A 20,942-nucleotide genomic window follows, 5' to 3' on the forward strand; every position below is an offset into this window, starting at 1 on the left:
ACTTGTTCCTGGTGGGCACAGCGTCGGGTGTCAGGGGCAGGAGTCTCGGACTAGTGGCGGTCGATAATCTGACGCAATGAGGCTAGAGATCGAGTGGACGCGGGCTGGCTTCGAGCGATTGGGGTTCGTGGGATGGAAGACATTCGGTGCACTCGAATCGAGAGACCTTCCGCCTCGGCACGGCGTTTACGTGGTGGTCCGCGAACCCGGCCCGCGCCCCGTTTTCCTCGTTGAGAGCGTCGGTGGCCTGCACAAGCGGAAGGCCTTGACGGTCGGGGTCGACGTACTCGAGACGGCGTGGGGCGATAACGCAGAGGTCGTCTACGTAGGCAAAGCCGGGGGCAAGCACGGGCTGAGGGACCGCTTGTGGGACTATGCGCGGCAGGGCCGCGGTCGGTCAGCGGGGCACGCCGGCGGGCGCTTCGTCTGGCAACTCCCCTCGAGTGAGGCTCTGCTCGTCGGTTGGCGGGCGACGGAAGATCTCGATGTGGGCGACGTTGAAGAGGCTCTCCTCGCTCTGCACATCGAACAGTTCGGCCGCCGACCCTTCGCGAACATGAAAGACGGCTACAAGATGGCGCCCAACGACGCGAGGCGTTTCCTCGCCGATGCTTTCGCCCAATAGACGCCGACTCTCGCACGCCGCGCGAAGCGGCGCCCTGACCGCCCCGCTGTAGGTTTACCTAGGGGCGACGTCGCCTTCGCGACCCTATTTTGCGGCCGCCACGAATGTGAGGAGGGCACATGCCAGTTCGGACTCTCGGCGTGCTGTCGCTGACCAAATACATCCACTTCTCCGACGTACTCGCCCACCTGGCGGCACTTGTCCCGGGGTCAACCACGGCTCAGGACGTCCACGCGGACCCACTGTTGGAACCGCTCTGGGACGACGTCGTCCAGTACGCTCCACGGCCGGCGAACTCGCGGGCCGTCAGTGCTACCGCGGCTGAGGTCGTGCAGGATGACGAACTGCTCAGCGCCGCACGCGCCAGGCGCCCCGAGGGTCCTCTCCTTCTTTGGTGCGCGCTCGTCTTCGCAGACAAGCGACTTGAGGCTGCTGTCCGAGAAGTGCTGACCGACGCGGACGGTCGGTTCATCGAGGGGGTTCTGAACAAGGACTCGCTCACGATTGCGCTGGCCAGCCGTTCCGACTTCGCGGCGACGAAGGCGATCACCAATGTCCTTCAAAACATGCACCAGGCCGGCATCTTCATCCCCGAACGATCCGGTTCGACAATCGTCGGAGTGCAGCAGTTCCTCCCGACCGCATTCGTTGTCCCGTCACTGCTCCGTCTCATTCAGAACCGGGTCGAATACTGGGCGGACGACACGCGATTCGCGCCGGCGTCATCTGCTCACACACTCGACTTCGCGTTGGCTCTCGGTGCGAACCACTGGCTGGGCCTCACCCGTGACGAGTTCATCCGCGCCTCTCGTGGTGCGGGGATGCCGGTTCCCGCGACCGCGCGGAAACCTGTACCCGCCGAGCTCGCCGAGCTCGCCGAGATGCTCACCGCGAAACGACAGGTCGTCCTTCAGGGCCCCCCGGGTACGGGCAAGACACACCTCGCGACCGCATACATTGACTGGGCTACCGACGGGCGGCGTCAGGAGAGCCGCCTGCAGGCGATCCTCGACGCGCTGCCGCTACGCGAGCGGACACCCGTTCGTATCGCGGACGAGGTGGAGCGGCTGGGGCTGTCCGCGCTGTGGGACATCGTGCAGTTCCACCCGTCGTACGAGTACAACGACTTTGTGCGGACCCTCGCGGCTCAGCCAGTGCCGGGTGGCGTGACTTTCGTCGCGCAGCACCGCATTTTGAGCCTCATCGCCGCGGCCGGCGTCGAACTCGCAGCGCGCGGCTCTGACTGCGAACTCGTGCTTGTGCTTGACGAGGTGAACCGCGGAAACATCCCGAGCATCTTTGGTGAGTTGTTGTATGCCCTCGAGTACCGCGGCCAGCCCGTCGCAACGGCGTACTCGGTGGACGGTGACGCTTCCATCACCATTCCCGAAAGCCTGAGCGTCATCGGCACGATGAACACGGCTGACCGCTCAATCGCGGTCATCGACTATGCCCTACGCCGCAGGTTTGTTTTCATCACGGTGCCGGCGACCGAGCGCCCGCTCGTGAGTCACACCGGGTACGTCGATGAGCATCACCGCGCGGCGGCGCTGCAAATGTTCGCCGCAGTGCACAATGCGCTCGGCGGCTCCTTGGCAGGCATCCAGGTCGGCCCGAGTTACTACCTGCCTTCGGGTGTGGCAGTGGATCTCGATGCCGGACTCCGCGAGCTCGCCTCGCGATTTGTCTACGAGGTCCTCCCCCTGCTCGGCGAGTATGTGCTCGAGGGCGAGCTTGACGACGGCGACCTAGCTCGCTTGGTCGGAGACTTGGGAATCGACCCAGCCACCCCCGCACGCGACCAAGTGGATGCTCTGCGTGTCGCGCTTCTGGATCGAACAGCGCCCGCGCTGGTCGGGACGCTGCCGAACGAATCCGGCGATGCCAGGGCGGACGACGAAGCGACCGAGGAAGACACCGAGCCGCGGTGAGCCCACGCGTCGAAGTCCTCACTCTCACCGAATACGGCGAGAGCGTCATCGACGATGAGCTCGCCCAGTTGGTCGACGACGACTTCTGGATGGCGTTGGGCGTGACTGTTAGCAAACAGCCCGGTGACATCGGGTGGAAGGTGAAGGCGGACGCGCTGTCGGGCATCGCCCGCGCGCGGACGCGGGAGCTCGACTTGACTGTGCGAATCATGCCGAAGCTCGCGGGTGCCGACCTTGTCTTCCTGGCGGACTACGCCTACGGCCAGCGAAGTGGGGCGCTACGCCGACCGGACGCTGCACGCGTGGGCGTCGATAGCCAGCACAACGACCCCATCGCGACGCTACTTATCTGGTACGTGCAGTCCGTGAACGACTTCGCTACACGGTGGCTCCGCCGGTCCTATCGCAGCCGTCGCGTTACGCTCGATGGTCGGGTTCGCGGCCGCGTCCTCATCGGCCCGTACATGGCGCGCAGCCTCACCTCCGGACGGGCGAACGAGATTCCGTGCGTCGTGACGGAACGCACCATCGACACCGCGAACAACCGGGTCCTAAAGGCGGGCTTGCGTCGGGTTGCGAAGCTCGCGATGACATTGCCCGTCCCTGCAGCGCGGCGAGCGGTTCGCCGAGCCGTGGCGGGGGCACTGCCCCGCTTTGCCGAGGTGACTGATGTCGAGATTGGATCCGGGCAGCTGCGTGCAACAAGCACGAAGGGACCGGAGCGGCACTACGAGAGCATCCTCGCGACCACGCGGGACCTCCTCGAAGGCCGATTCCTCGGTCAGACCCTCGGTCAGGCGCAGGTGGACTCGTTTCTGTGGAGCATGCCCCACTTGTTTCAGGAGGCCGTTCGCGGCATCCTCGATGCAAGCGAAGACTTCACCATGGACGCGGCGCGGCGGCCGACTGCCAAGTACTACGACGCGAATGGGGCACGTCTGCGGTCATCGACCATCGACCCCGACTTCATACTTGCCAGTGACGACGGCGCGCTGGTGCTCGACGCGAAGTACAAGGACGCTCTCGGCATTGGAGGTACGGACACCGAACTCGTCGAGAGCACGACCGGCCCTCGGCTTCGCGTGTCGCGAAGCGACCTCTATCAGCTCGCCGCCTACCGTCAGCATGCGGCATGGAAGGGCGCCCCGGTGGCGCTCATCTACCCCGTCGCAGTGGCACCCAATGCCGACCTGCCCAAGCCTTACGTCGTCGAAGGCCTGGGAGACCCGATCTGGTTGACGTTCATCGACGTCGGATCTCGTGCGCGCGAGCACGTCGGCGCGTTCCTCGAACGCATCGCGGAGCTTCGACGCTCCCCCAAGGGGTCGGACTCGCCGGTAGCCTGATGTCGGAGGTCGGCTCCAAGATCTAATCTATTGACGACCAAGATCCAATGGAGAAGCCGTGACTCTGACCCTGACTGCGCCTGAGCCCACCCGCCCGCGAGCCGAGCCGCTTCGCGAGGAATCTGAAGCCCCGCCGCTGCCAACTGTCGACGGTGGTTTCAAGACCATCCTGGCCGACCCGCCGTGGCGCTTCGCAAATCGAACGGGCAAGGTCGCACCCGAGCACCGTCGTCTCGACCGGTACAGCACGATGGACCTCGACGCCATCAAGGCTCTGCCCGTGAGTGAGGTCGTCGCGCAGAATGCGCATCTCTATCTTTGGGTCCCGAACGCCCTACTTCCCGAGGGCATCGCGGTCATGGAGGCTTGGGGCTTTCGCTATGTCTCGAACATCATCTGGGCGAAGCGCCGCAAGGACGGCGGACCCGACGGTCGCGGAGTGGGGTTCTACTTCCGCAACGTAACCGAGATCCTGCTGTTCGGCGTACGTGGAAGCATGCGGACTCTGGCGCCGGCCCGCTCGCAGGTCAACATGATTGAGACCCGCAAGCGCGAGCACAGCCGCAAGCCCGACGAGCAGTATCCGTTCATCGAGGCGTGCTCACCTGGCCCATTTCTTGAGATGTTCTCCCGCCATGCCCGCAAGGGGTGGATTCTATGGGGCGACGAGGCGGACGAGGAGCTCGAGCCGCGCGGCAGGGTACACCGCGGCTACGGGGGCGGCGAGATTGAGGCGCCAGCCGTTGCTCGCTACGAGCGTCTCGACGGCGAGGTGGCCGAGGCGCTCGGGCAACAACTGCGCGCGTTCTACGAGTCGGGCCTCAGCATTCGCGACCTTCAGAAGACGACCGGGTATTCGATTCAACGCGTACGCGGCCTCCTCGAGCGTGCGGGCGCGGATCTTCGCCCACGCGGCGGGGCCCACTAGGCGCCGTTCCGGACAGCGGAGCATCAGCACACCTCCGGTGTGGAAAACTCCGGCTTCCGGGCGGCTGTCGCAGTAGCCTCCCTACATGTCAGTCGTCTTGCAGATGCCCCCGAGCTTCAACGAGGACTGGTGGTCGACCGAGCCACAGCTGCATAGCTGGAACGGAAACGAAGAGACGGGGTAGTTGCGGCGTACGCTGGCGGCGTGAGCTTGCCCGCATCGTTGCGACGTTCACCCGAGCTTGCTCTCGCGAGGGCGATCGCGGAGCTGCCTGGTGCGTCGGCGCTTCCGGGCGGCTGCTTCTTTGAGCCGAAGTGGGACGGGTTCAGGATCGCTCTGGTGCGAGATGCAGAGATACATCTCTGGTCGAGGCAGGGAAAAGACCTAACGCGGTACTTTCCCGAGCTGGCCGTGGCTGCTGGCGAGATCCCGGAGGGATGTGTCGTCGACGGTGAGGCCGTTGTGTGGAATGCGGGCCGACTCGATTTCGACGCGCTGCAGCGACGTCTCAGCACCGGGGCGGCCAAGGTGGGCCCTCTCGCGTATGCGCAGCCCGCATCCTATGTCGCGTTTGACGTCCTGGCCATCGCCGGACGCGACGTGCGAGGGATCGTCCTCCAGCACCGACGCGCATTGCTCGAGGAGCTTGCATCGACGTGGACCCCGCCGCTGAACCTCTCCCCCGTTACTCGGGATTATGACGAGGCTCGCGACTGGCTCGCGACGATGCCGGCAACCGGCATCGAGGGCATCGTCGTCAAGGGCGCCGCTCAACGCTATGAAGGTGGACAACGTCAGTGGTTGAAGGTGAAGCACCGCGACACCATTGACGTCATCGCGGGTGCAGTGATCGGGCCGATGAGCAGGCCCGAGGCGGTCGTCGTCGGCCTCCCTGTCGCCGGCGAGCTTCGGATCGCCGGCCGCTCGACGCCCCTCCCCCCGCACGTCGCGCGCACGCTCTCGACCTACCTGCAGCCACCCGAAGGTGAGCACCCGTGGCCGGGGGTCGTCTCGCCTGGCGCGGTCGACCGCTTCAACACCGGCCGGGATCCTGTGCGGCTCACGCTCGTTCAGCCGTTAGTCATCGAAGTATCGGCCGACGTGGCACTCTCAGGGCGGTCGTTCCGCCACGCGGTTCGGTTCATCCGTATACGTCCCGAGCTCGACGTCGCCGAGGTCGAATGGCCTGCCACGTAAGGCCCGGCTACCTCATAAACGACAACCGCCGCGAGCGTGTCTTCCTCGATCACGGTACCGGAGGGTCAGCCCGCTGTGAGGCGCTGGCCTGGTCGTTCCGTCAGCCGAACAGGTATGAGAGCTTCTCGTTGTGGATGAACCTGATCTCATCGGGCGCGTGAAAATCAACGTCACCCGAGACGACGATGCAGTCCTCGTCCCCGTCCCTGCTGAACACATCCGGCATCAGGGGCTTGTTCGCGCCCGCAGCGCCAAGGAACCGAAGAAAGTCCTGCACGCCTCCCGCTGTCGTCAGGCCTAGGTCGATCTTTCGACCCGTCGCCTTCTCGCGAAGGCGGGCGCTCAGCTGGCCCCGCTCGTTCTCGTACTCCTCGATGTAGCACTTCGTGCTCTTGACCTGACTCATGCTCGCCCCAACCCACGTTGATCGTCCAACCCTATGGGTGCTTTACGTGGGGCCGGGGGAACTTCCCGCGGTCGACTACACCCCAGAACGAGGTCAGGTCGGCACCGATGCAGTCACTTCTCCCAGTGGCGATACCATCGCCCAATGGAACCCTGGGTTGTCGCTCTGCTTGCCGCCGGCATCCCCGCGTTCGCCGCAGCCTTGACGTACGCGATCTCGGAGTGGCTTCGCGCGCGCCGCGCATCGAGTGATCGCCGAGCTGCGGTGTTCGCTCGCTTGGAGACCGGCCTCGAGCGGGTCGCGATCGTTGAAACGATGCCGCGGCTGCTGCGGCGCTGGAAGAGGCCAGACGTCGCGATCGTGCAGGCCACGACATCGCTGTTCGAGGTGCTGCCGCGGCGAGAATGGGTTTTGGTGTACTGGCTGGCCGAGGAAGCGTACCGACTCACGGTCGCACGGGGCTTCGAGGAACGGGCGCAAATCGCTACCAGGATGTCCAGCACGATCCTCGCGTGGCGTATGCGACGCCGTCGCATGCGCGAGCGTTTGGCGATCGACTTGGCGTCTCGCGAGCAGACGATCCTCGACTACTCCTGACCCCTAACAACGCCCTTGTAGGCGGGACGATCGTAGAATTGGTCCTGCGCGGGCCGGCGCGCTCCCCGATTTGAGAGGAGCCCAGTATGGCCCGTGACGCACCCCGTTGGCATCCGCTCCTGGCCGCGGTGGAAGGCCCGATCTTGACGTGGCGGATGCTCGACCCGGAGGGCCGCGAGTATGGAGTGATCCGGCTCGTCAGAGTCGGTGGCGAACCGAAGTATCGAACCGAGTTCCGCGGGAAACTCATCGGCTACGGCGGCACGCTTCGCCAGGCTTGCGAGCGGGTGCACTACGAGTACATTGCGGCCCATGCCCCGCAAGGCGGCCATGCTGCGACGTATCCGATCCATACCCCGAGCACAGCGAGTTCAAACGCCCAGAGATTGTCGATCTGACTGCATTGCCGGCCGGGGTCAAGAGTCGATAGCTTCGACGCTGGGCGCGCTGCGGTCGACGCGCCACGAGAGCAGCTGCCACCCTTCGGGCACCTGCGCCTCGACCCGCCGCCGGCCCTCGTTGTAGCTATCTGCGTCGACTTCGATCTGCCGCGTCTCGGTTGATCGGATCGTCCCGATTATTCGCATTACGCCCGCTCCTTCCGTCGATGCGATCGACAGCCGACGCCCATACCCAGGCGCGGTGAGTCGACCCGTCGTGCAGCGTGAACTCCACCCAGACCGCACGATCGCTCCAAGCAACAGCCTTGCCGCGAAGGGTTCGGATCGCTTCGCGTCGCCTGTGATGCGAGCGGCCTTCGCGGTGACGTAGGCGGCGACGTGCGCCACAGCGAGGATCCAGAAGAGGACAGCAACCATCGCGAGCCCGGGGAAGAACTCCGCACGGCCAGGCTCACCGTGAGCACGACGACGTAGACGACGTGCGCTGAAGCCCGAAAGTCCGGGGCTCTACCGTGGCAGTCATTCGCGGCAGGACCATATTCTGACGCTCCGCATGGAAGACGCCCGCATAGGTCGACGTCGGCCGGGTACCGCAGAGCGGGCTACGGCGGCACCCGCGGTTGGCGCTTCTGCGCGGATATGCGGCCACCACTAGTGCACACACGATGCTCGCCAATATGGTGTGCGCATGTCGACGTTCAATACCTTGGTAGAGATCCCTCGTCCTGTGGATGGCGTGGACCCTGTCGTCTATATCGAACTCAAGACCCAGGAAGCCCGCGAGATCGCCGCGGCGAACACAAAAGCGCGAGAATTCATCGCGGGCCTAGGGGAGTCCGATAAGTGGGCGCGCGCCTGGCGGTTGCTCTTGATCGGCGCGATCGGCGTCGGGCTCGTTGGCGGCGGCGTCTTCCTCGCGTGGCAGGCAATCGAAAGTGAGAATCTCGCTGCAGGTATCGCCGCCGCGGCAGTGGTCGCCGTGCTCGCCGTCGCGCTCTTTCTCAACCCTTTGCAAACTATCGAGCGCGACATCGTTTATCGGCGGTGGTCAGACACGATCGTGGCGAGCTACTACGCGCAGTTCGCCCACGACAAGGGGCGTCTCAGCGATCTTCGGCTTGCTGGTCGCAAGGCGTCGGAGCAGTTTGCCCTGCTCGCCGTGACCCATGAGAAGGTCGCCGCCGGGTCGGCCGCTGCGATCAGCGCCATCATGCAGGCTGTCGCCGCCGCAGGAGCCGACGCGGAAGACGAACCCGATGACAAGGCCGAGCCGACGACGGTCACTGTGACGCCTCCCGAGGACCAGATGAGCACCCTCGATGAACTCATCGACGCGTTCAAAATTGAAGCAGCGGGTCCCGACGACCTGATCTACGAATCAAGCGGGCATCCCGCCGGCATCGATATCAAGGCGACAACGGGCGAGTACAGCGGCAAGCCGACGACAGTCAGCGCAGCTCCGTCGAAAGTGACTGTGACAGTAAGGTCTGCAAAACTCGGCAAAGCTTCGACAGTGGAGTTCATGTGGACCGTGAACGCCTGAAACATGTCGCGTTGTCCTCGAGGCCGAGCTCCGATTAGGAGAGGATCTCCGACGAAGAGGTCGCCTTGCCGGGAGCCTTGGGCGAGTTTGGCACCAGAGGCCGCAAAATGCGTTATCCCGACCCGCGCTCTTCAGTGGGCTTACTCCCCGTCAACCAACCAACGCACCAAAGGCAACGCGATTATCAGCGCCTACGACAAGAATCGTGGGGACGTCCGACCGCGCTCCTTCATCCGGTGATGCCCGAGCCGCCAAGCCATACGGCGGACTGTTGCACATCCCGGTGATCATGAAGACCGAAGTCCCCCGTATTCACTGGGATCGCCCGTGCTCGGCTACTGAGATACCGCGGCGTTGGTGCCGACTGAAATCGAACGGTCCTCTGGGTGCTACCCATCACGCCGGTGGATTCGCCCACGCCTCTACCATTGGTGCATCTATGGCTTTGAGTGACGAGTTGGTGGTTTCTAGCGAATGGCAAGCATCGAGACGTATTCGACGAAGGCAGGGAAGCGCTATCGGGTGCGCTATCGCAAGCCAGACCATTCCCAGGGTGCAAAGCGAGGCTTCCGCACCAAGCGGGAGGCCGAGCTGTACCTTGCGTCAATCGAGATCTCGAAGGCACGTGGCGAGTTCGTCGAACATGGGGCGGCGCGCGCAACGATAGCCGAGCTGGGGCAGGCTTGGCTGTCGACTCAAACGCACCTAAAACCCTCGACCTATCGCACCGTAGCTGACGCATGGCGTCTTCGGGTTGAGCCAAGATGGGGGCGATATCCGGTCTCCGCCATCCAGCACAGTGACGTGCAGGCATGGGTGTCAGAGCTCTCCGCCTCCCGCTCCCCGACCGTGGTAATTCGCAGCTTCGGGGTGCTGGCCGCGATCTTAGATGTCGCCGTGCGCGATCGGCGCATTCTCTCCAATCCGGCACGAGGAATCACACTGCCGCGCAAAGAGCGCAAGACGCACTCGTATCTAACACACGAGCAGGTCCACCGGCTCGCCACCGAGGCCGGTCCCCGCGCGGCTCTGGTGTTGACTCTCGCCTATACCGGCCTGAGATGGGGTGAGGTAGCTGCGCTCCGTGTCAGAAGCGTTGATTTCGAACGCCGGCGCATCAACGTCACCGAGAACGCCGTCGAAGTCGGAGGGGTGATTCACGTCGGCTCGCCGAAAACCTATAAGACCCGCTCCGTCCCAACGCCGCGGTTCCTTCACCCCTACCTCAACGATCAGATAAGTGGCCGGGAAGGTGACGAGCTCCTGTTCCCCGGCCCCAATGGCGACTACATGCGCCGGACTAGAACAAGCACCGGGTCGAAGTCCTGGTTCAAGACTGCGCTTCGGAACGCCTCGCTCGAGCCGATGACCATCCACGACCTCCGGCACACTGCCGCCTCGCTCGCCGTCAGCTCAGGCGCGAACGTGAAAGCCGTCCAGCGGATGCTCGGTCACGCCTCCGCAGCAATGACCTTGGACGTCTACAGCGACCTCTTCGACGATGACCTCGATGCGGTTTCAGACCGCCTCGATCAGGCCGTTGCGGCTGCAAGTGTGTCCAAACCGCGTCCATAGCCCTTTGGTCGCCAAAAGAAAGTCGCCATCTGCCCCGGAATTTCGGGGCAAATGGCGTCTCTGTCTTGCGGAGACGGCGGGATTTGAACCCGCGGTCCCCTTACGGGGACTCCACCTTAGCAGGGTGGTGCACTCGGCCGGACTATGCGACGTCTCCTCGTGAACGCTTGCGCGAACACGCGAGAGCCATCATAACCCGGCCGTGCCGTCGATGACGATTCGGCCGAATTGCGGCGCTACTGGTCGTCGAGGGTGCGGCCTGCCGAACAGCGCGCCTCGGCGGCGGTCTGCCCCGTCACGTCGCTCGGCAGCGCCTCGACGGGCGCCGCAGCAACAGGCGCGTCGGCCGGCGCCTCTTCGGCGGGAACCTCTTCAGCCGGAACCTCTTCGGCCGGCGCTTCCGCCGGGGGCGCGGCAACCGCGTTCGGGTCGCCCACCGAGGCGAACTGCGCCTCGGCGGCGGCCGGGTCGAACGTCACGGGCAAGTCGTTCTGCAGGGCCGTGTTGACGAGCTCGGCGGAATCCGTGGGGGCGACCGCCCCGCTGTCGACGTATCCGGTGGGGTACTGGATGAACGCGATCTTGTTGAGGTCGGTGTCTTTCAGCGCCTTGGCGATCGAGATCATGCGCGTGGGATCCATGAGGCTGTCGGACAGCTGCATGTTGGCGAGCGCGGCCTTCGCGATCGAGTAGAGCTTCCCGGGGTCGCCGAGCGTGCCGCTCGACTGCAGCGTGCGCGCGAGTGACGAGAGGAACACCTGCTGATTCGAGATGCGGGCCAGATCGCTGCCGTCGCCGACGCCGTGGCGAGTGCGGAGGAACTGCAGGGCGGGAATTCCCTTGAGGTTGTGGGTGCCGGCCGAGAGGAACGTGCCGGTGTACTCGTCTTCGATCGGCTCGGCGACGCACACGTCGACGCCGCCCACCGCTTCGGAGAGCCCTGCGACACCGAGGAACTGCACGATGCCCGCGAAGGGGATGGTGACCCCGGTGAGCTCCTCGACCGTCTTCACGACGCACGGCATGCCGCCATGGGAGAGCACCGAGTTGATCTTCACGTCGGATTGCTCGTAGAGCGGGTCGCCTGAGGGGTCTTCAGGGTCGGTGCACGCCGGCACGTCGACGAGCATGTCACGCGGGAAGCTCACGACCGAGGCATTCGAGTGGTCTTCGGAGATGTGCAGGAGCATCGTCACGTCGTTGAGGACCGCGGTCTCCTCGTCGGGATCGCCGAACGCCTCGCCCTGGCCCGCTCGGCTGTCGCTGCCGACGATGAGGATGTTCACGCCGCCTTCGATGGCGCCGACATCGGGGACACCGTCGAGCACCGCTTCATTGCCGAGGGTGATCGTGGGCTGCGCGGTGCTTGCGAGATCCCAGGCGGCGTAGGCCGCGACTGCTGAACCGGAGACGAGAGTGACTGCGACGACGGAGCCGACGACCTTTGCGAGGGTCTTCCAGGCATTGTGCCGCTTCAGCCGACCGTGACGCGCGACGGCAGGACTCTTCGCTGCGCGACGGGAGCTGTGACGTAACTCTTCGTTCACCGGTGTCCCTTCTCTCTCAGGTTCGCGCGGAGGGCGTGGGATTCGAACCCACGAGGCATTGCTGCCCACTGGTTTTCAAGACCAGCTCCATCGGCCGCTCGGACAGCCCTCCTCGCCCGCACACCGCAACACCGTCTCTATGACGGCACATCTACGTGCAGGCAGGCCCCGATTCTAGCCGACGCGCATTCCGACGAGCCTTTCAGCCCTGTCTGGGAGTGTCCTGATGCGGGCCGGATGTCGCGATCAGCCCTCGTTGGCGCTCGCGCAGCGCACTTCCGCGGCCGTCTGGCCGGTGACGTCGCCGGGCAGCGGTTCGGGCGGTGCACCGGCCTCGGCGGGAGGGTCGGTGGGAGCCTCGGACGCCGGCGCCTCCTCGGCGGGCGGCGGCGCCGTGGGATCTTCGACCGTGCCGAACTCCGCGCCCGCGATGGCATTCGGATCGAACTGCACCGGCCGGTCGGCCTGCAGCGCCGCATTCACGATCGCCGCCGACTCCGAAGGCTCGACGGAGGCGAAGTCCTCGGTGTACACGGTCGGATATTGCACGAAGGCGACCTTCGACAGGTCGACGTCCTGCATCATCCGCGCGATCGCGACGAGCCGCGTCGGGTCCTGCAGGGCCGTCGACAGGGTCATGTTCGAGAGCACCGCCTTGGCGATCGAGTAGAGCTTCACCGGGTCGCCGAGCGTGCCCTCGCTCTGCAGGGTGCGCATGAGCGAGGCGAGGAACGTCTGCTGGTTCGAGATGCGGCCGAGGTCGCTGCCATCGCCCACGCCGTGCCGCGACCGGAGGAACGCGAGCGCTTCCATTCCCGAGATCGAATGCCTGCCCGCGTCGAGGTTGAGGCCCGAGTACTCATCGACGACCGGCTCGGCGAGGCACACCTCGACGCCACCGACGGCCTCGGAGAGCGCCGCGACACCATAGAACTCGACGATGCCGCCGAGCGGAATCTGCACTCCCGTGAGCTGCTCCACCGTCGTGCCGACGCAGCCGAGCCCGCCGTGCGAGAGCACGGTGTTGAGCTTCACGCCCGACATCGCCGGGAGCGGTTCGCCTTCGGGGTTCTCGGGATCGGTGCACTCGGGCACCTCCACCACGAGGTCGCGTGGGAAGCTCACGACCTCGACGTGCGAATGGTCCTGGGAGATGTGCAGCAACATGGTCACGTCGTTGAGCACGGCCGACTCCTCTTCGGGATCGCCGAACGCGCCGTCGTCGGGCCGCTTGTCGCTGCCGACGAGGATGAAGCTGAGTCCCCCTTCCATCGCGCCGATGTCGGGCACGCCCTCGAGCATCTCCTCGCTCTCGAGCTCGACAGGGGGCTTCACCGATCCGACGAGGTCGATCACCGCGAAGGCCGCCACCGATCCGGCGCTCACCGCGAGCACTGCGACGACGGATGCCGCGAGCTTCAGGTAGGCCCGCGCGGCATCGTGTCGCGGCAGTCGGCCGTGTCTCGGCACGTCGGCGGAATCGGCGATCGAGACCTGCTCATCGACGACCGAGGCCTGCTCAGAGCCACCGCTCACGGAACCCTCCCCGAACTGGATCTTATCCGCGTGACCGGGAATCCGCCCGTGGAAGGGTCAGGAGAGCGAGTCGAGCACCGAGGCGAGACCGGCGTGGTCGATGTCGCCCGTCACCTCGCCGGCCGCTTCCCGCACCTCGGCGGGTGCCTGGCCCATCGCGACCGACCGGCCCGCGGCTCCCGCCCACGTGAACATCTCGATGTCGTTGCGGCCGTCGCCGATCGCGATCACGCGGTCGACCGGCAGGTCGAGCCAGCCGCGCACGCGCTCGAGGGCCGTGGCCTTGCTGACGCCCTCGGGCGCGATGTCGAGCCAGGCGGTCCAGCCGATCGCGTAGCTCACCTGGTGCAGGCCCATCTCCTCGACGATGCTGAGGAACTCCTCGAGCTCGTGGTCGGGTGAGACGACGACGACACGGGTCGCCCGCTGGTCGAGCAGTTGTTCGAACGGGACCTCGCGGGCGTTGTCGAGGTTCCAGTCGCTCATGCCCTCGGTGTACAGGCGGAAGCCGTTGGGCTCCTCGACCATGAACCGGCCGTCGGGCAGGAACGAGCGGATGCGCTCGAGCACCTCGGTGGGGTCGAAGGTCTCGACGTGGGCGCGGACATAGCCGTCGGATGCCTCGTCGTCGCGCCGCATCGTGATGGCGCCGTTGGCGCACACGACGTACTCGGGCGTGAGCCCGAGCCGCTCGAGCACGGGATGGGTCGTCGCCCACGAACGGCCGGTCGCGAGGGTGACCTCATGCCCGCGATCGCGGACCGCCGCGACCGCGTCGGCGACGACCTGGTCGATCGACTCGTCTTCGTGCATGATCGTGCCGTCGATGTCGAGCACGACGAGCCAGCGCCCGTCGGGGGCGACGTCGACGGCGTGCGGGCGCTGCGATGCGGACGCCTCGTGACGTTCGGGCGCTCGGTTCTCGCCGGGAGCGGGTTGCTGCGACATCCGATCGCCTATCGAGCCGCGACGGGCTCGAGCACGTCGAGGCCGCCGAGGTAGCCGCGCAGCGCCTCGGGCACGAGCACCGAGCCGTCGGCCTGCTGGTGGGTCTCGAGGATCGCGACGATCCAGCGAGTGGTGGCGAGCGTGCCGTTGAGGGTCGCAACGGGAGCCGTCTTGCCGCTCTCGGTGCGGTGGCGGATGTCGAGGCGGCGCGCTTGGAAGGTCGTGCAGTTCGAGGTCGAGGTGAGCTCGCGGTAGGCCGCTTGCGTGGGCACCCATGCCTCGACGTCGTACTTGCGGGCGGCGCTCGAGCCGAGGTCGCCCGCGGCCGTGTCGATCACCCGGTAGGCGAGGCCCAGGTCTTGGAGCATGCCCTCCTGCCATCCGAGCAGTCGCTCGTGCTCCGCCTCGGCGTCGGCCGGGTCGACATAGCTGAACATCTCGAGCTTGTTGAACTGGTGCACCCGGATGATGCCGCGCGTGTCGCGCCCGTGGCTGCCGGCCTCGCGGCGGTAGCACGTCGACCAGCCCGCATAGCGCAGCGGACCGTTCGAGAGGTCGATGATCTCGTCGGCGTGATAGCCGGCGAGCGCGACCTCGCTCGTGCCGGTGAGGTAGAGGTCGTCGTCGGGCAGGTAGTAGATGTCTTCAGCGTGAGCCCCGAGGAATCCGGTGCCCTGCATGATCTCGGGCCGCACGAGCGTGGGCGTGATGAGCGGCGTGAAGCCCGCGGCGAGCGCACGATCGAGGCCCATCGACATGATCGCGAGCTCGAGGCGCGCGCCGACGCCCTTCAGGTAGTGGAACCGCGCCCCCGACACCTTCGCGCCGCGCTGCATGTCGATCGCGTCGAGGAGTTCGCCGATCTCGAGGTGGTCGCGCGGCTCGAAGCCGAACGCGGGAACCTCGCCCACCTCGCGGAGCACGATGTAGTCGTCTTCGCCGCCAGCGGGCACACCGTCGAGGACGACGTTGCCGATGCGCTGCACGGCCTCGGTGAACGCAGTCTCGGCGTCGCTGGCCTGCTGGCTCGCGGCCTTCACTCGCGCGGAGAGCTGTTGCACCTCGGCGACGAGCGCGGCCTTCTGCTCTTTGGGCGCCTGCGCGACCTGCTTGCCGAAGGTGTTCTGCTCGGCGCGGAGCGACTCGAACGTGGTGATCGCGCTGCGGCGCGCGGCATCCGCTTCGACGGCGTCATCGACGAAGGCCACGGACTCGCCACGGAGCTCTTGCGAACGCTTGATCAGTTCGGGGTTCTCGCGGAGCAGCAGGGGGTCGATCACCCGAGCAAGTCTAGCCGTGGGCATCCGCCGGTCCGGTCCGGCTCATGCGCGTGGTTCCGGGCCTGCGCACGGCTGGATGGAATACCGTTGGCAGCGTGGCGAGACTGGGGAGGCAGGGTTCGACGGATGCCGCGAGCACGCGCCCGCGCGCAGCCGTCATCTTCAATCCCACGAAGCAGGGTGTCGACGCGCTGCGCGACGCCGTGCGGCAAGCCGAGTCGCGGCAGGGGTTCGCCCCGTCGCTGTGGATCGAGACGCTCGAGCACGACCCGGGCAGCAGCATGGCGCTCGAGGCGCTCGCCGCCGGGGTCGACCTCGTGATCGCAGCCGGGGGCGACGGCACGGTGCGCGCGGTGGCGGCGGGACTCCGCGGCAGTGGCGTGCCCCTCGGCCTCGTGCCGCTCGGCACCGGCAACCTGTTCGCACGCAACCTCGAGATCCCCGTGAACGACCCCGACGACGCCGTCGTGCTCGCCTTCTCGGGCTTCGAGCATGCCGTCGACGTGCTCGTCGCCGACGTCACAAGGCCCGACGGCACCAACGAGACGCACGTCTCCCTCGTGATGGCCGGCATCGGCATCGACGCGGCGATGATCTCGAACACCAATCCCGACCTGAAGAAGAAGGTCGGCTGGCTCGCCTACGTCGACGCAGGGCTGCGCGCGATCCCCGCGTCGAAGCCGTTCCGCATCACGCACCGGCTCGACCTCGGCCGGCACCACCGCTCGCGGGTGTCGAGCATCCTCGTGGCGAACCTCGGCTACCTGCCGGGCAACATCGAGCTCATCCCCGACGCGGAGGTCGACGACGGCAAGCTCGACGTCGTGCTGCTGCAGCCACGCAACGTCTTCGGCTGGATCCTCATCTGGCGCAAGGTGACGTGGGAGAACCGGGTGCTGCGCAAGAGCGCGGTCGGCCGCCAGTTCATCGCGCTCACCGGCGACAAGCGGCGAAGCGAGATCCTCTACTCCCGGGGCCGCGCCGTCGACATCGACATCGAGGGTGCGCCAGAGGAGTTCGAGATCGACGGCGACGAGTTCGGCACGGTCGCGTCGGTGCGGTTCCGCGTCGACCCGGCGGCGCTCATCGTTCGAGTCGGTCGCGGACTTCGCGTCGGTCGCTGACGTCGCGTCGGTCGCTGACGTGGCGTCGGTCGCTGCGGCGGCGAAGCGCCGTCGAGAAGGACCAGGTGAACACGAGGCCGAGGGCGGATGCCACGGATGCCAGCGCGAGCGCGGGCATCAAAAGGGTGTAGGCCAGGTTCTGGAACGCCCACATGGCGATGATCTCGTCACTCGGCTCCTCGCCGCTCCACGAGACGCTCTGCATCTCGAGCATCGCCGTCGTGATCCACCACAGCCCGACCAGCGCGAGTACGCAGATGGCCCCCAGGGCGATCTGCGCCGGATGAGGCGCCCTCACCGGCCAGAATCCCTACGTCGTCCGAAGATCGCCATCGAGGCGAGCGCCACGACCACGCCGATCACCCCGGCCTGCACCAGCCCCGGTGCGAGCGACATGGCGAACTGTGCGAGGGTCGCGTCGTACCCGGTCCCCGGGCGACCCATGTAGCCTCCGGGGTCCGAGGCGTAGCTCCAGAACAGGCCGACCCCGAGGAGGACGCAGCCGACGCCGGCGCCCAGCGCGATCCAGAGCCAGCGCCAGCGAGTGCGGCGCTCCTCGGCCTCGTCGACGCCGTCGAGATCGGGCTCCGCGAATACGGCCGGATCGACCGATGCGTCGGGCGCCGCGGCATCCGCCGACCGGATCTCGGAGGTCGTGGGCGGCATTGCGACGTGCGCGTGCTCCGCCGGCTCGGCGGACCTCACCGCGACAGGTGGGACCGGTGGGATGCGCCCGGACGCCGGCGCGGTCGGGGCCTGCGGCGATCGCACGACGTTCTGCGGCGGTGTCGCCACCGAGGCCGCCTCCGATTCGGGCGACGGCACATACCCGCGCTGGAACCGTGGATCGAACCTCGGGTCGATGTCCTGTGCGCTCCGGCCCTCACTCATGGTCACCCCTCATGATCGATCAGGGTCACAGTACCGCGCACGAGCCATCGGGGAGCGACGCCGGAGTTGTCCGACTCCGTTCAGCTCACGAACGAGAGCGAACTCCACCCGGTTCCGACAACCGACCGGGGCTTCCATCCGGAGAATCCATCGCCCGGGTAGAGCCAGAGACGGCCGGAGGCGTCCCGCCCCATCACGTCGTCGTTGCCGTCTCCGGTGAAGTCGCCCGAGCCGAACACCGCATCGAACCCGCCCCAACCGGTGCCGACGAGGGAGGGTGGCGCCCATCCGCCGGATCCCGACGACGGGTGCACGTGGAGCTGCCCGGCGCTGTTGCGCCCCATGACGTTCGCACGGCCGTACCCGCCGAAGTCACCGACCGCGAAGACCTGGTCGTAGACGTTCCAGCCGACACCCACCTTCGACACGGATCCGAACCCGCCGGCGCCGTCGCCCGGATACAGCCAGAGGTTGCCCGCGCCATCCCGCGCCAGCAGGTCGACGTGGCCGTCTCCGGAGAAGTCGCCGGGACTGAAGATCGAGTTCATGACGCTCCAACCGGTGCCGACCACGCCCCAGTCGAGCCAGCCGCCCGAGCCGTCGCCTCGGTAGAGGAACAGGCGCCCTGCGCCGTCACGCGCCATCACGTCGGCATGCCCGTCGCCCGAGAAGTCGCCCGCCGCGAACACGTGGTTCATCGCCCCCCAACCCGAACCGATGGTGGAGACGCCCGACCAGCCGGATGCCCCGTCGCCCGCGTACATGAGCAGGCCTCCTCCTCTCGAGCGCACGATCACGTCGGGATCGTCGTCACCCGAGAAGTCACGATCCAGTCGCGAGAACTCGATGCTCAGATCGAGCAGCGCCTCGTCGCCGTCTCCGATGGTCACCACCTCGGACGCGTTGGGCCGGGGAGTCCAGCTCTCATCGCCGTCGACCCGGATGCGATACGACCCCGGTGCGAGCCCGGTGAGGGTGTAGTAGCCGGTATCGGCGGAAGCCGTCGGCGACACCGGCGTCGTTCCGGCGCCCTCCCACACAGGCTCGGCTCCGGTGCCGGCGTCGCGCTCGAGTTGCACCGAGAGGAACGGCGTCACCTCTGGATCGCCGCATCTCGGGCACAGGATGTTGCCGCTGAGTCGCGTGTACCGGTACATCGTCACGTCGACACCGGTGCGCACCTCACCGCTGGCGAGGTCGAGGCCACTTTCGAGGATCGCGGGCTGGTACTCCGTGGCGGTCGAGAACCGGAGCGAGTACTCGGCCGGAGGAAGGCCGTCGAACGTGTAGATCCCATCGGCAGCCGTCAGCATGGTGTCGACGGTGACCGGCACGTCGCCGCCCTCCGGATCGAACGCGGAGGCCGTCACCCGAACTGCCCCCAACGGCACGCCATCCGTGTTGCGCACCGTTCCCGCGAGCGACGCGCCAGGGGGCAGCGTGATGTCTCGCTGCAGCGCTTCCTCGCCGAGTTGGAAGCGTGTCACGTTCGGCGAGGGAACCGGATGCGACGGCCACCACATGGTCGCGAATCCTTCGTCGCCGACGTCGTCGAACTCGAGTTCGTACGAGCCGCGAGGCAACGACTCGAACAGGTAGCGACCTTCTGCGTCGGTCTGCGTCTTCATCTCGGTCCAGCTGCCGTTGAAGGCGCTGTAGAGCCGTGCGGTGACGACGACTTCGCCGTCACCCGCAGGCGTCGACGCGCTTCCGAGCGTGACCGTGCCCGAGATCGACGGGGTCTCCGCCGCCATGGCGGGAGTCAGCGCGAGCGACTGCGACGCGGCGGCGAGAGCGAGGGCTGCCAACACGGCCATACCCAGCCGCCGGCCCATGCGGCGGCGCGCCGGCCGCCCGTATGCAGGGCCCGCGCCCTGCCGATCGTCGATGTACTTCCCCCGGTCATCGACGTACCCCACTTTGCGCGACATAGCCGGAACGTACCAATGTTGAGGACTTCTCGCAACGTCGATCGCCGAAGGCGGTGCGACCGGGGCGAGGCGGCCCGGCGAGGGAGCCGTTGCACGGCCGCGCAGGCTCAGTCTGGCTCGCCGCTCAGCAGGCCGCGCAACCAGTCGCGCGCCTCGATGAAGATCTCGTCGTCGTACTTCGAGTGATAGGAGACTTCTTGGCGATCGGCTCGCGGATACGAACCGAGGAACAGCACATTGGGGCTCGTGCGGCGCAGGCCGAGCAACGCGTCGGCGACGCGCTCGTCGGCGATGTGGCCGTCGAGGTCGACGACGAAGCGGTAGCGGCCGAGGGCGTCGCCGATGGGCCGCGACTGGAGGAGCGAGAGGTTCACGCCTCGGGTGGAGAACTGCTCGAGCATCGCGAGCAGCGAGCCCGGCTCGTCGGTCGGGAGCTCGATGATGAGGCTCGTCTTGTCGGCTCCCGTGGGTTCGGTGAGCACGTGGGAGCGGCTCACGAGCACGAAGCGCGTGACGGCGTTGGGGTTGTCGCCGATGTCATGGGCGAGCACCACGAGGTCGAGGTGCTCGGTGATGCCGGGCGGTGCCACCGCGGCATCCGCTTGGCTGCCCTCGAACAGGGATGCCGCGGCCTGCACGTTGCTCGTCGCCGGGATGTGCCCGTGGTCGGGCAGCTCCCGTTCGAGCCAGCGGCGCGACTGCGCGTAGGCGACCGGGTGGGCGTTCACGACGTGCACGTCGGCGAGGGTCGTGCCCTCGCGGGCGACGAGCACGAAGTTCACGGGCACGAGGTACTCGCCGATGATGCGCAGCCCCGGCACGGTCGCGAGCGCGTCCTGCGTGGCCGAGACGCCGCCCTCGATCGAGTTCTCGATCGCGATCATCGCCGCGATCGAACGGCCGCTCGTGACATCCGCGAGTGCCTCGCCGACGTTGTTGACCGAGCGCCAATGCTTGCCCGCGGCCTCGGGCACTTGTTTCAGCGCCGCTTCGGTGAAGGTTCCGGCCGGACCCAGATAGGAGTAGGTCTCCTCGGGCGAAGCAGGCGCGGCATCCATCATGCAGGCAAGCCTAGCCAGCGCCCGGGCGGCGAAGCGGTTAGCGTCGAAACCGACCGCAATCCGATGCGCGATGGA

20 protein-coding genes and 2 tRNA genes are annotated in these 20,942 nt (G+C 66.8%); 10 read left to right on the forward strand and 12 right to left on the reverse strand.

Translation table 11 applies throughout. The features are described 5' to 3' along the window. Positions 1-76 precede the first annotated feature (76 nt). From ESP51_RS03055 to ESP51_RS03075, 5 genes are all read left to right on the forward strand, one after another. Positions 77-625: a hypothetical protein gene (locus ESP51_RS03055; protein WP_129519415.1), complete on the forward strand. Its 549-nt coding sequence runs from the start codon at positions 77-79 to the stop codon at positions 623-625. Between the two features lie 119 nt (positions 626-744). After that, a complete protein-coding gene (locus tag ESP51_RS20490) occupies positions 745-2,556 on the forward strand; it encodes an McrB family protein (protein ID WP_164990376.1) in 1,812 nt (603 codons plus the stop codon). Between the two features lie 68 nt (positions 2,557-2,624). Next, on the forward strand, positions 2,625-3,902 hold the full coding sequence (locus tag ESP51_RS03065) for a 5-methylcytosine restriction system specificity protein McrC (protein WP_129519416.1): 1,278 nt from the start codon (positions 2,625-2,627) through the stop codon (positions 3,900-3,902). A gap of 58 nt (positions 3,903-3,960) precedes the next feature. Beyond that, positions 3,961-4,830: an MT-A70 family methyltransferase gene (locus ESP51_RS03070; RefSeq protein WP_241842941.1), complete on the forward strand. Its 870-nt coding sequence runs from the start codon at positions 3,961-3,963 to the stop codon at positions 4,828-4,830. Positions 4,831-5,034: 204 nt separating this feature from the next. After that, complete coding sequence (locus ESP51_RS03075; protein WP_241842942.1) at positions 5,035-6,027, forward strand: ATP-dependent DNA ligase; 993 nt, start codon at positions 5,035-5,037, stop codon at positions 6,025-6,027. A gap of 100 nt (positions 6,028-6,127) precedes the next feature. On the opposite strand, the gene ESP51_RS03080 is transcribed toward ESP51_RS03075, so the two are convergent. Beyond that, positions 6,128-6,433: a hypothetical protein gene (locus ESP51_RS03080; RefSeq protein ID WP_129519417.1), complete on the reverse strand. Its 306-nt coding sequence runs from the start codon at positions 6,431-6,433 to the stop codon at positions 6,128-6,130. Between the two features lie 276 nt (positions 6,434-6,709). On the opposite strand from ESP51_RS03080, the gene ESP51_RS03085 reads away from it, so the two are divergent. After that, on the forward strand, positions 6,710-7,030 hold the full coding sequence (locus ESP51_RS03085) for a hypothetical protein (RefSeq protein ID WP_164990377.1): 321 nt from the start codon (positions 6,710-6,712) through the stop codon (positions 7,028-7,030). An 86-nt stretch (positions 7,031-7,116) separates the two neighbouring features. Further along, a complete protein-coding gene (locus ESP51_RS03090) occupies positions 7,117-7,428 on the forward strand; it encodes a hypothetical protein (RefSeq protein WP_129519419.1) in 312 nt (103 codons plus the stop codon). A gap of 18 nt (positions 7,429-7,446) precedes the next feature. Here ESP51_RS03090 and ESP51_RS20495 read toward each other — a convergent pair whose 3' ends face one another. Continuing rightward, a complete protein-coding gene (locus ESP51_RS20495) occupies positions 7,447-7,617 on the reverse strand; it encodes a hypothetical protein (RefSeq protein ID WP_164990378.1) in 171 nt (56 codons plus the stop codon). A 502-nt stretch (positions 7,618-8,119) separates the two neighbouring features. Here ESP51_RS20495 and ESP51_RS03095 point away from each other — a divergent pair. Both ESP51_RS03095 and ESP51_RS03100 read left to right on the forward strand, forming a co-directional pair. Further along, positions 8,120-8,974, forward strand: a complete 855-nt coding sequence (locus ESP51_RS03095; protein ID WP_129519420.1) for an Ig domain-containing protein — start codon at positions 8,120-8,122, stop codon at positions 8,972-8,974. Between the two features lie 474 nt (positions 8,975-9,448). After that, positions 9,449-10,549, forward strand: a complete 1,101-nt coding sequence (locus ESP51_RS03100; RefSeq protein WP_129519421.1) for a tyrosine-type recombinase/integrase — start codon at positions 9,449-9,451, stop codon at positions 10,547-10,549. A 68-nt stretch (positions 10,550-10,617) separates the two neighbouring features. On the opposite strand, the gene ESP51_RS03105 is transcribed toward ESP51_RS03100, so the two are convergent. From ESP51_RS03105 to serS, 6 genes are all read right to left on the reverse strand, one after another. Beyond that, positions 10,618-10,706 (reverse strand) — tRNA-Ser (locus ESP51_RS03105). Positions 10,707-10,785: 79 nt separating this feature from the next. Continuing rightward, complete coding sequence (locus ESP51_RS03110) at positions 10,786-12,096, reverse strand: LCP family protein (RefSeq protein ID WP_129519422.1); 1,311 nt, start codon at positions 12,094-12,096, stop codon at positions 10,786-10,788. Between the two features lie 27 nt (positions 12,097-12,123). Beyond that, a tRNA-Ser gene (locus ESP51_RS03115) sits at positions 12,124-12,208 on the reverse strand. Between the two features lie 134 nt (positions 12,209-12,342). Further along, positions 12,343-13,632, reverse strand: a complete 1,290-nt coding sequence (locus ESP51_RS03120; protein WP_129519423.1) for an LCP family protein — start codon at positions 13,630-13,632, stop codon at positions 12,343-12,345. A 57-nt stretch (positions 13,633-13,689) separates the two neighbouring features. Beyond that, positions 13,690-14,580: an HAD family hydrolase gene (locus ESP51_RS03125; protein WP_129519424.1), complete on the reverse strand. Its 891-nt coding sequence runs from the start codon at positions 14,578-14,580 to the stop codon at positions 13,690-13,692. Between the two features lie 8 nt (positions 14,581-14,588). Next, positions 14,589-15,860 carry a serine--tRNA ligase gene (serS, locus tag ESP51_RS03130; protein WP_129519425.1) on the reverse strand — a complete coding sequence of 424 codons (1,272 nt, stop codon included), beginning with the start codon at positions 15,858-15,860 and terminating at the stop codon, positions 14,589-14,591. Between the two features lie 95 nt (positions 15,861-15,955). Between serS and ESP51_RS03135 the strand changes: the two genes are divergently transcribed. Then, positions 15,956-16,984: a diacylglycerol/lipid kinase family protein gene (locus tag ESP51_RS03135; protein WP_241842943.1), complete on the forward strand. Its 1,029-nt coding sequence runs from the start codon at positions 15,956-15,958 to the stop codon at positions 16,982-16,984. On the opposite strand, the gene ESP51_RS03140 is transcribed toward ESP51_RS03135, so the two are convergent. The 4 genes from ESP51_RS03140 to pheA all read right to left on the reverse strand — a co-directional run bounded on the left by ESP51_RS03140 (position 16,944) and on the right by pheA (position 20,864). Further along, positions 16,944-17,282 carry a hypothetical protein gene (locus ESP51_RS03140; protein WP_129519427.1) on the reverse strand — a complete coding sequence of 113 codons (339 nt, stop codon included), beginning with the start codon at positions 17,280-17,282 and terminating at the stop codon, positions 16,944-16,946. The genes ESP51_RS03135 and ESP51_RS03140 overlap by 41 nt on opposite strands. After that, on the reverse strand, positions 17,279-17,875 hold the full coding sequence (locus ESP51_RS03145; RefSeq protein ID WP_129519428.1) for a hypothetical protein: 597 nt from the start codon (positions 17,873-17,875) through the stop codon (positions 17,279-17,281). The genes ESP51_RS03140 and ESP51_RS03145 overlap by 4 nt, the downstream gene beginning before the upstream one ends. An 80-nt stretch (positions 17,876-17,955) precedes the next feature. Beyond that, positions 17,956-19,806, reverse strand: a complete 1,851-nt coding sequence (locus ESP51_RS03150; protein WP_129519429.1) for a carboxypeptidase regulatory-like domain-containing protein — start codon at positions 19,804-19,806, stop codon at positions 17,956-17,958. A 107-nt stretch (positions 19,807-19,913) separates the two neighbouring features. Beyond that, a complete protein-coding gene (gene pheA / locus ESP51_RS03155; protein ID WP_422386826.1) occupies positions 19,914-20,864 on the reverse strand; it encodes a prephenate dehydratase in 951 nt (316 codons plus the stop codon). Positions 20,865-20,942 lie beyond the last annotated feature (78 nt).

The sequence above is a fragment of the Agromyces albus genome (genome assembly GCF_004134825.1).
Taxonomy (GTDB): Bacteria; Actinomycetota; Actinomycetes; order Actinomycetales; family Microbacteriaceae; genus Agromyces; species Agromyces albus.

Coding starts and splice junctions, on each gene's coding strand:
- ESP51_RS03095 (WP_129519420.1), top strand. CDS start 8,120: ATGTCGACGTTCAATACCTTGGTAGAGATCCCTCGTCCTGTGGATGGC.
- ESP51_RS03145 (WP_129519428.1), bottom strand. CDS start 17,875: ATGAGTGAGGGCCGGAGCGCACAGGACATCGACCCGAGGTTCGATCCA.
- ESP51_RS03055 (WP_129519415.1), top strand. CDS start 77: ATGAGGCTAGAGATCGAGTGGACGCGGGCTGGCTTCGAGCGATTGGGG.
- ESP51_RS03100 (WP_129519421.1), top strand. CDS start 9,449: ATGGCAAGCATCGAGACGTATTCGACGAAGGCAGGGAAGCGCTATCGG.
- ESP51_RS03150 (WP_129519429.1), bottom strand. CDS start 19,806: ATGTCGCGCAAAGTGGGGTACGTCGATGACCGGGGGAAGTACATCGAC.
- ESP51_RS03125 (WP_129519424.1), bottom strand. CDS start 14,580: ATGTCGCAGCAACCCGCTCCCGGCGAGAACCGAGCGCCCGAACGTCAC.
- ESP51_RS20495 (WP_164990378.1), bottom strand. CDS start 7,617: ATGCGAATAATCGGGACGATCCGATCAACCGAGACGCGGCAGATCGAA.
- ESP51_RS03090 (WP_129519419.1), top strand. CDS start 7,117: ATGGCCCGTGACGCACCCCGTTGGCATCCGCTCCTGGCCGCGGTGGAA.
- pheA (WP_422386826.1), bottom strand. CDS start 20,864: ATGGATGCCGCGCCTGCTTCGCCCGAGGAGACCTACTCCTATCTGGGT.
- ESP51_RS20490 (WP_164990376.1), top strand. CDS start 745: ATGCCAGTTCGGACTCTCGGCGTGCTGTCGCTGACCAAATACATCCAC.
- ESP51_RS03080 (WP_129519417.1), bottom strand. CDS start 6,433: ATGAGTCAGGTCAAGAGCACGAAGTGCTACATCGAGGAGTACGAGAAC.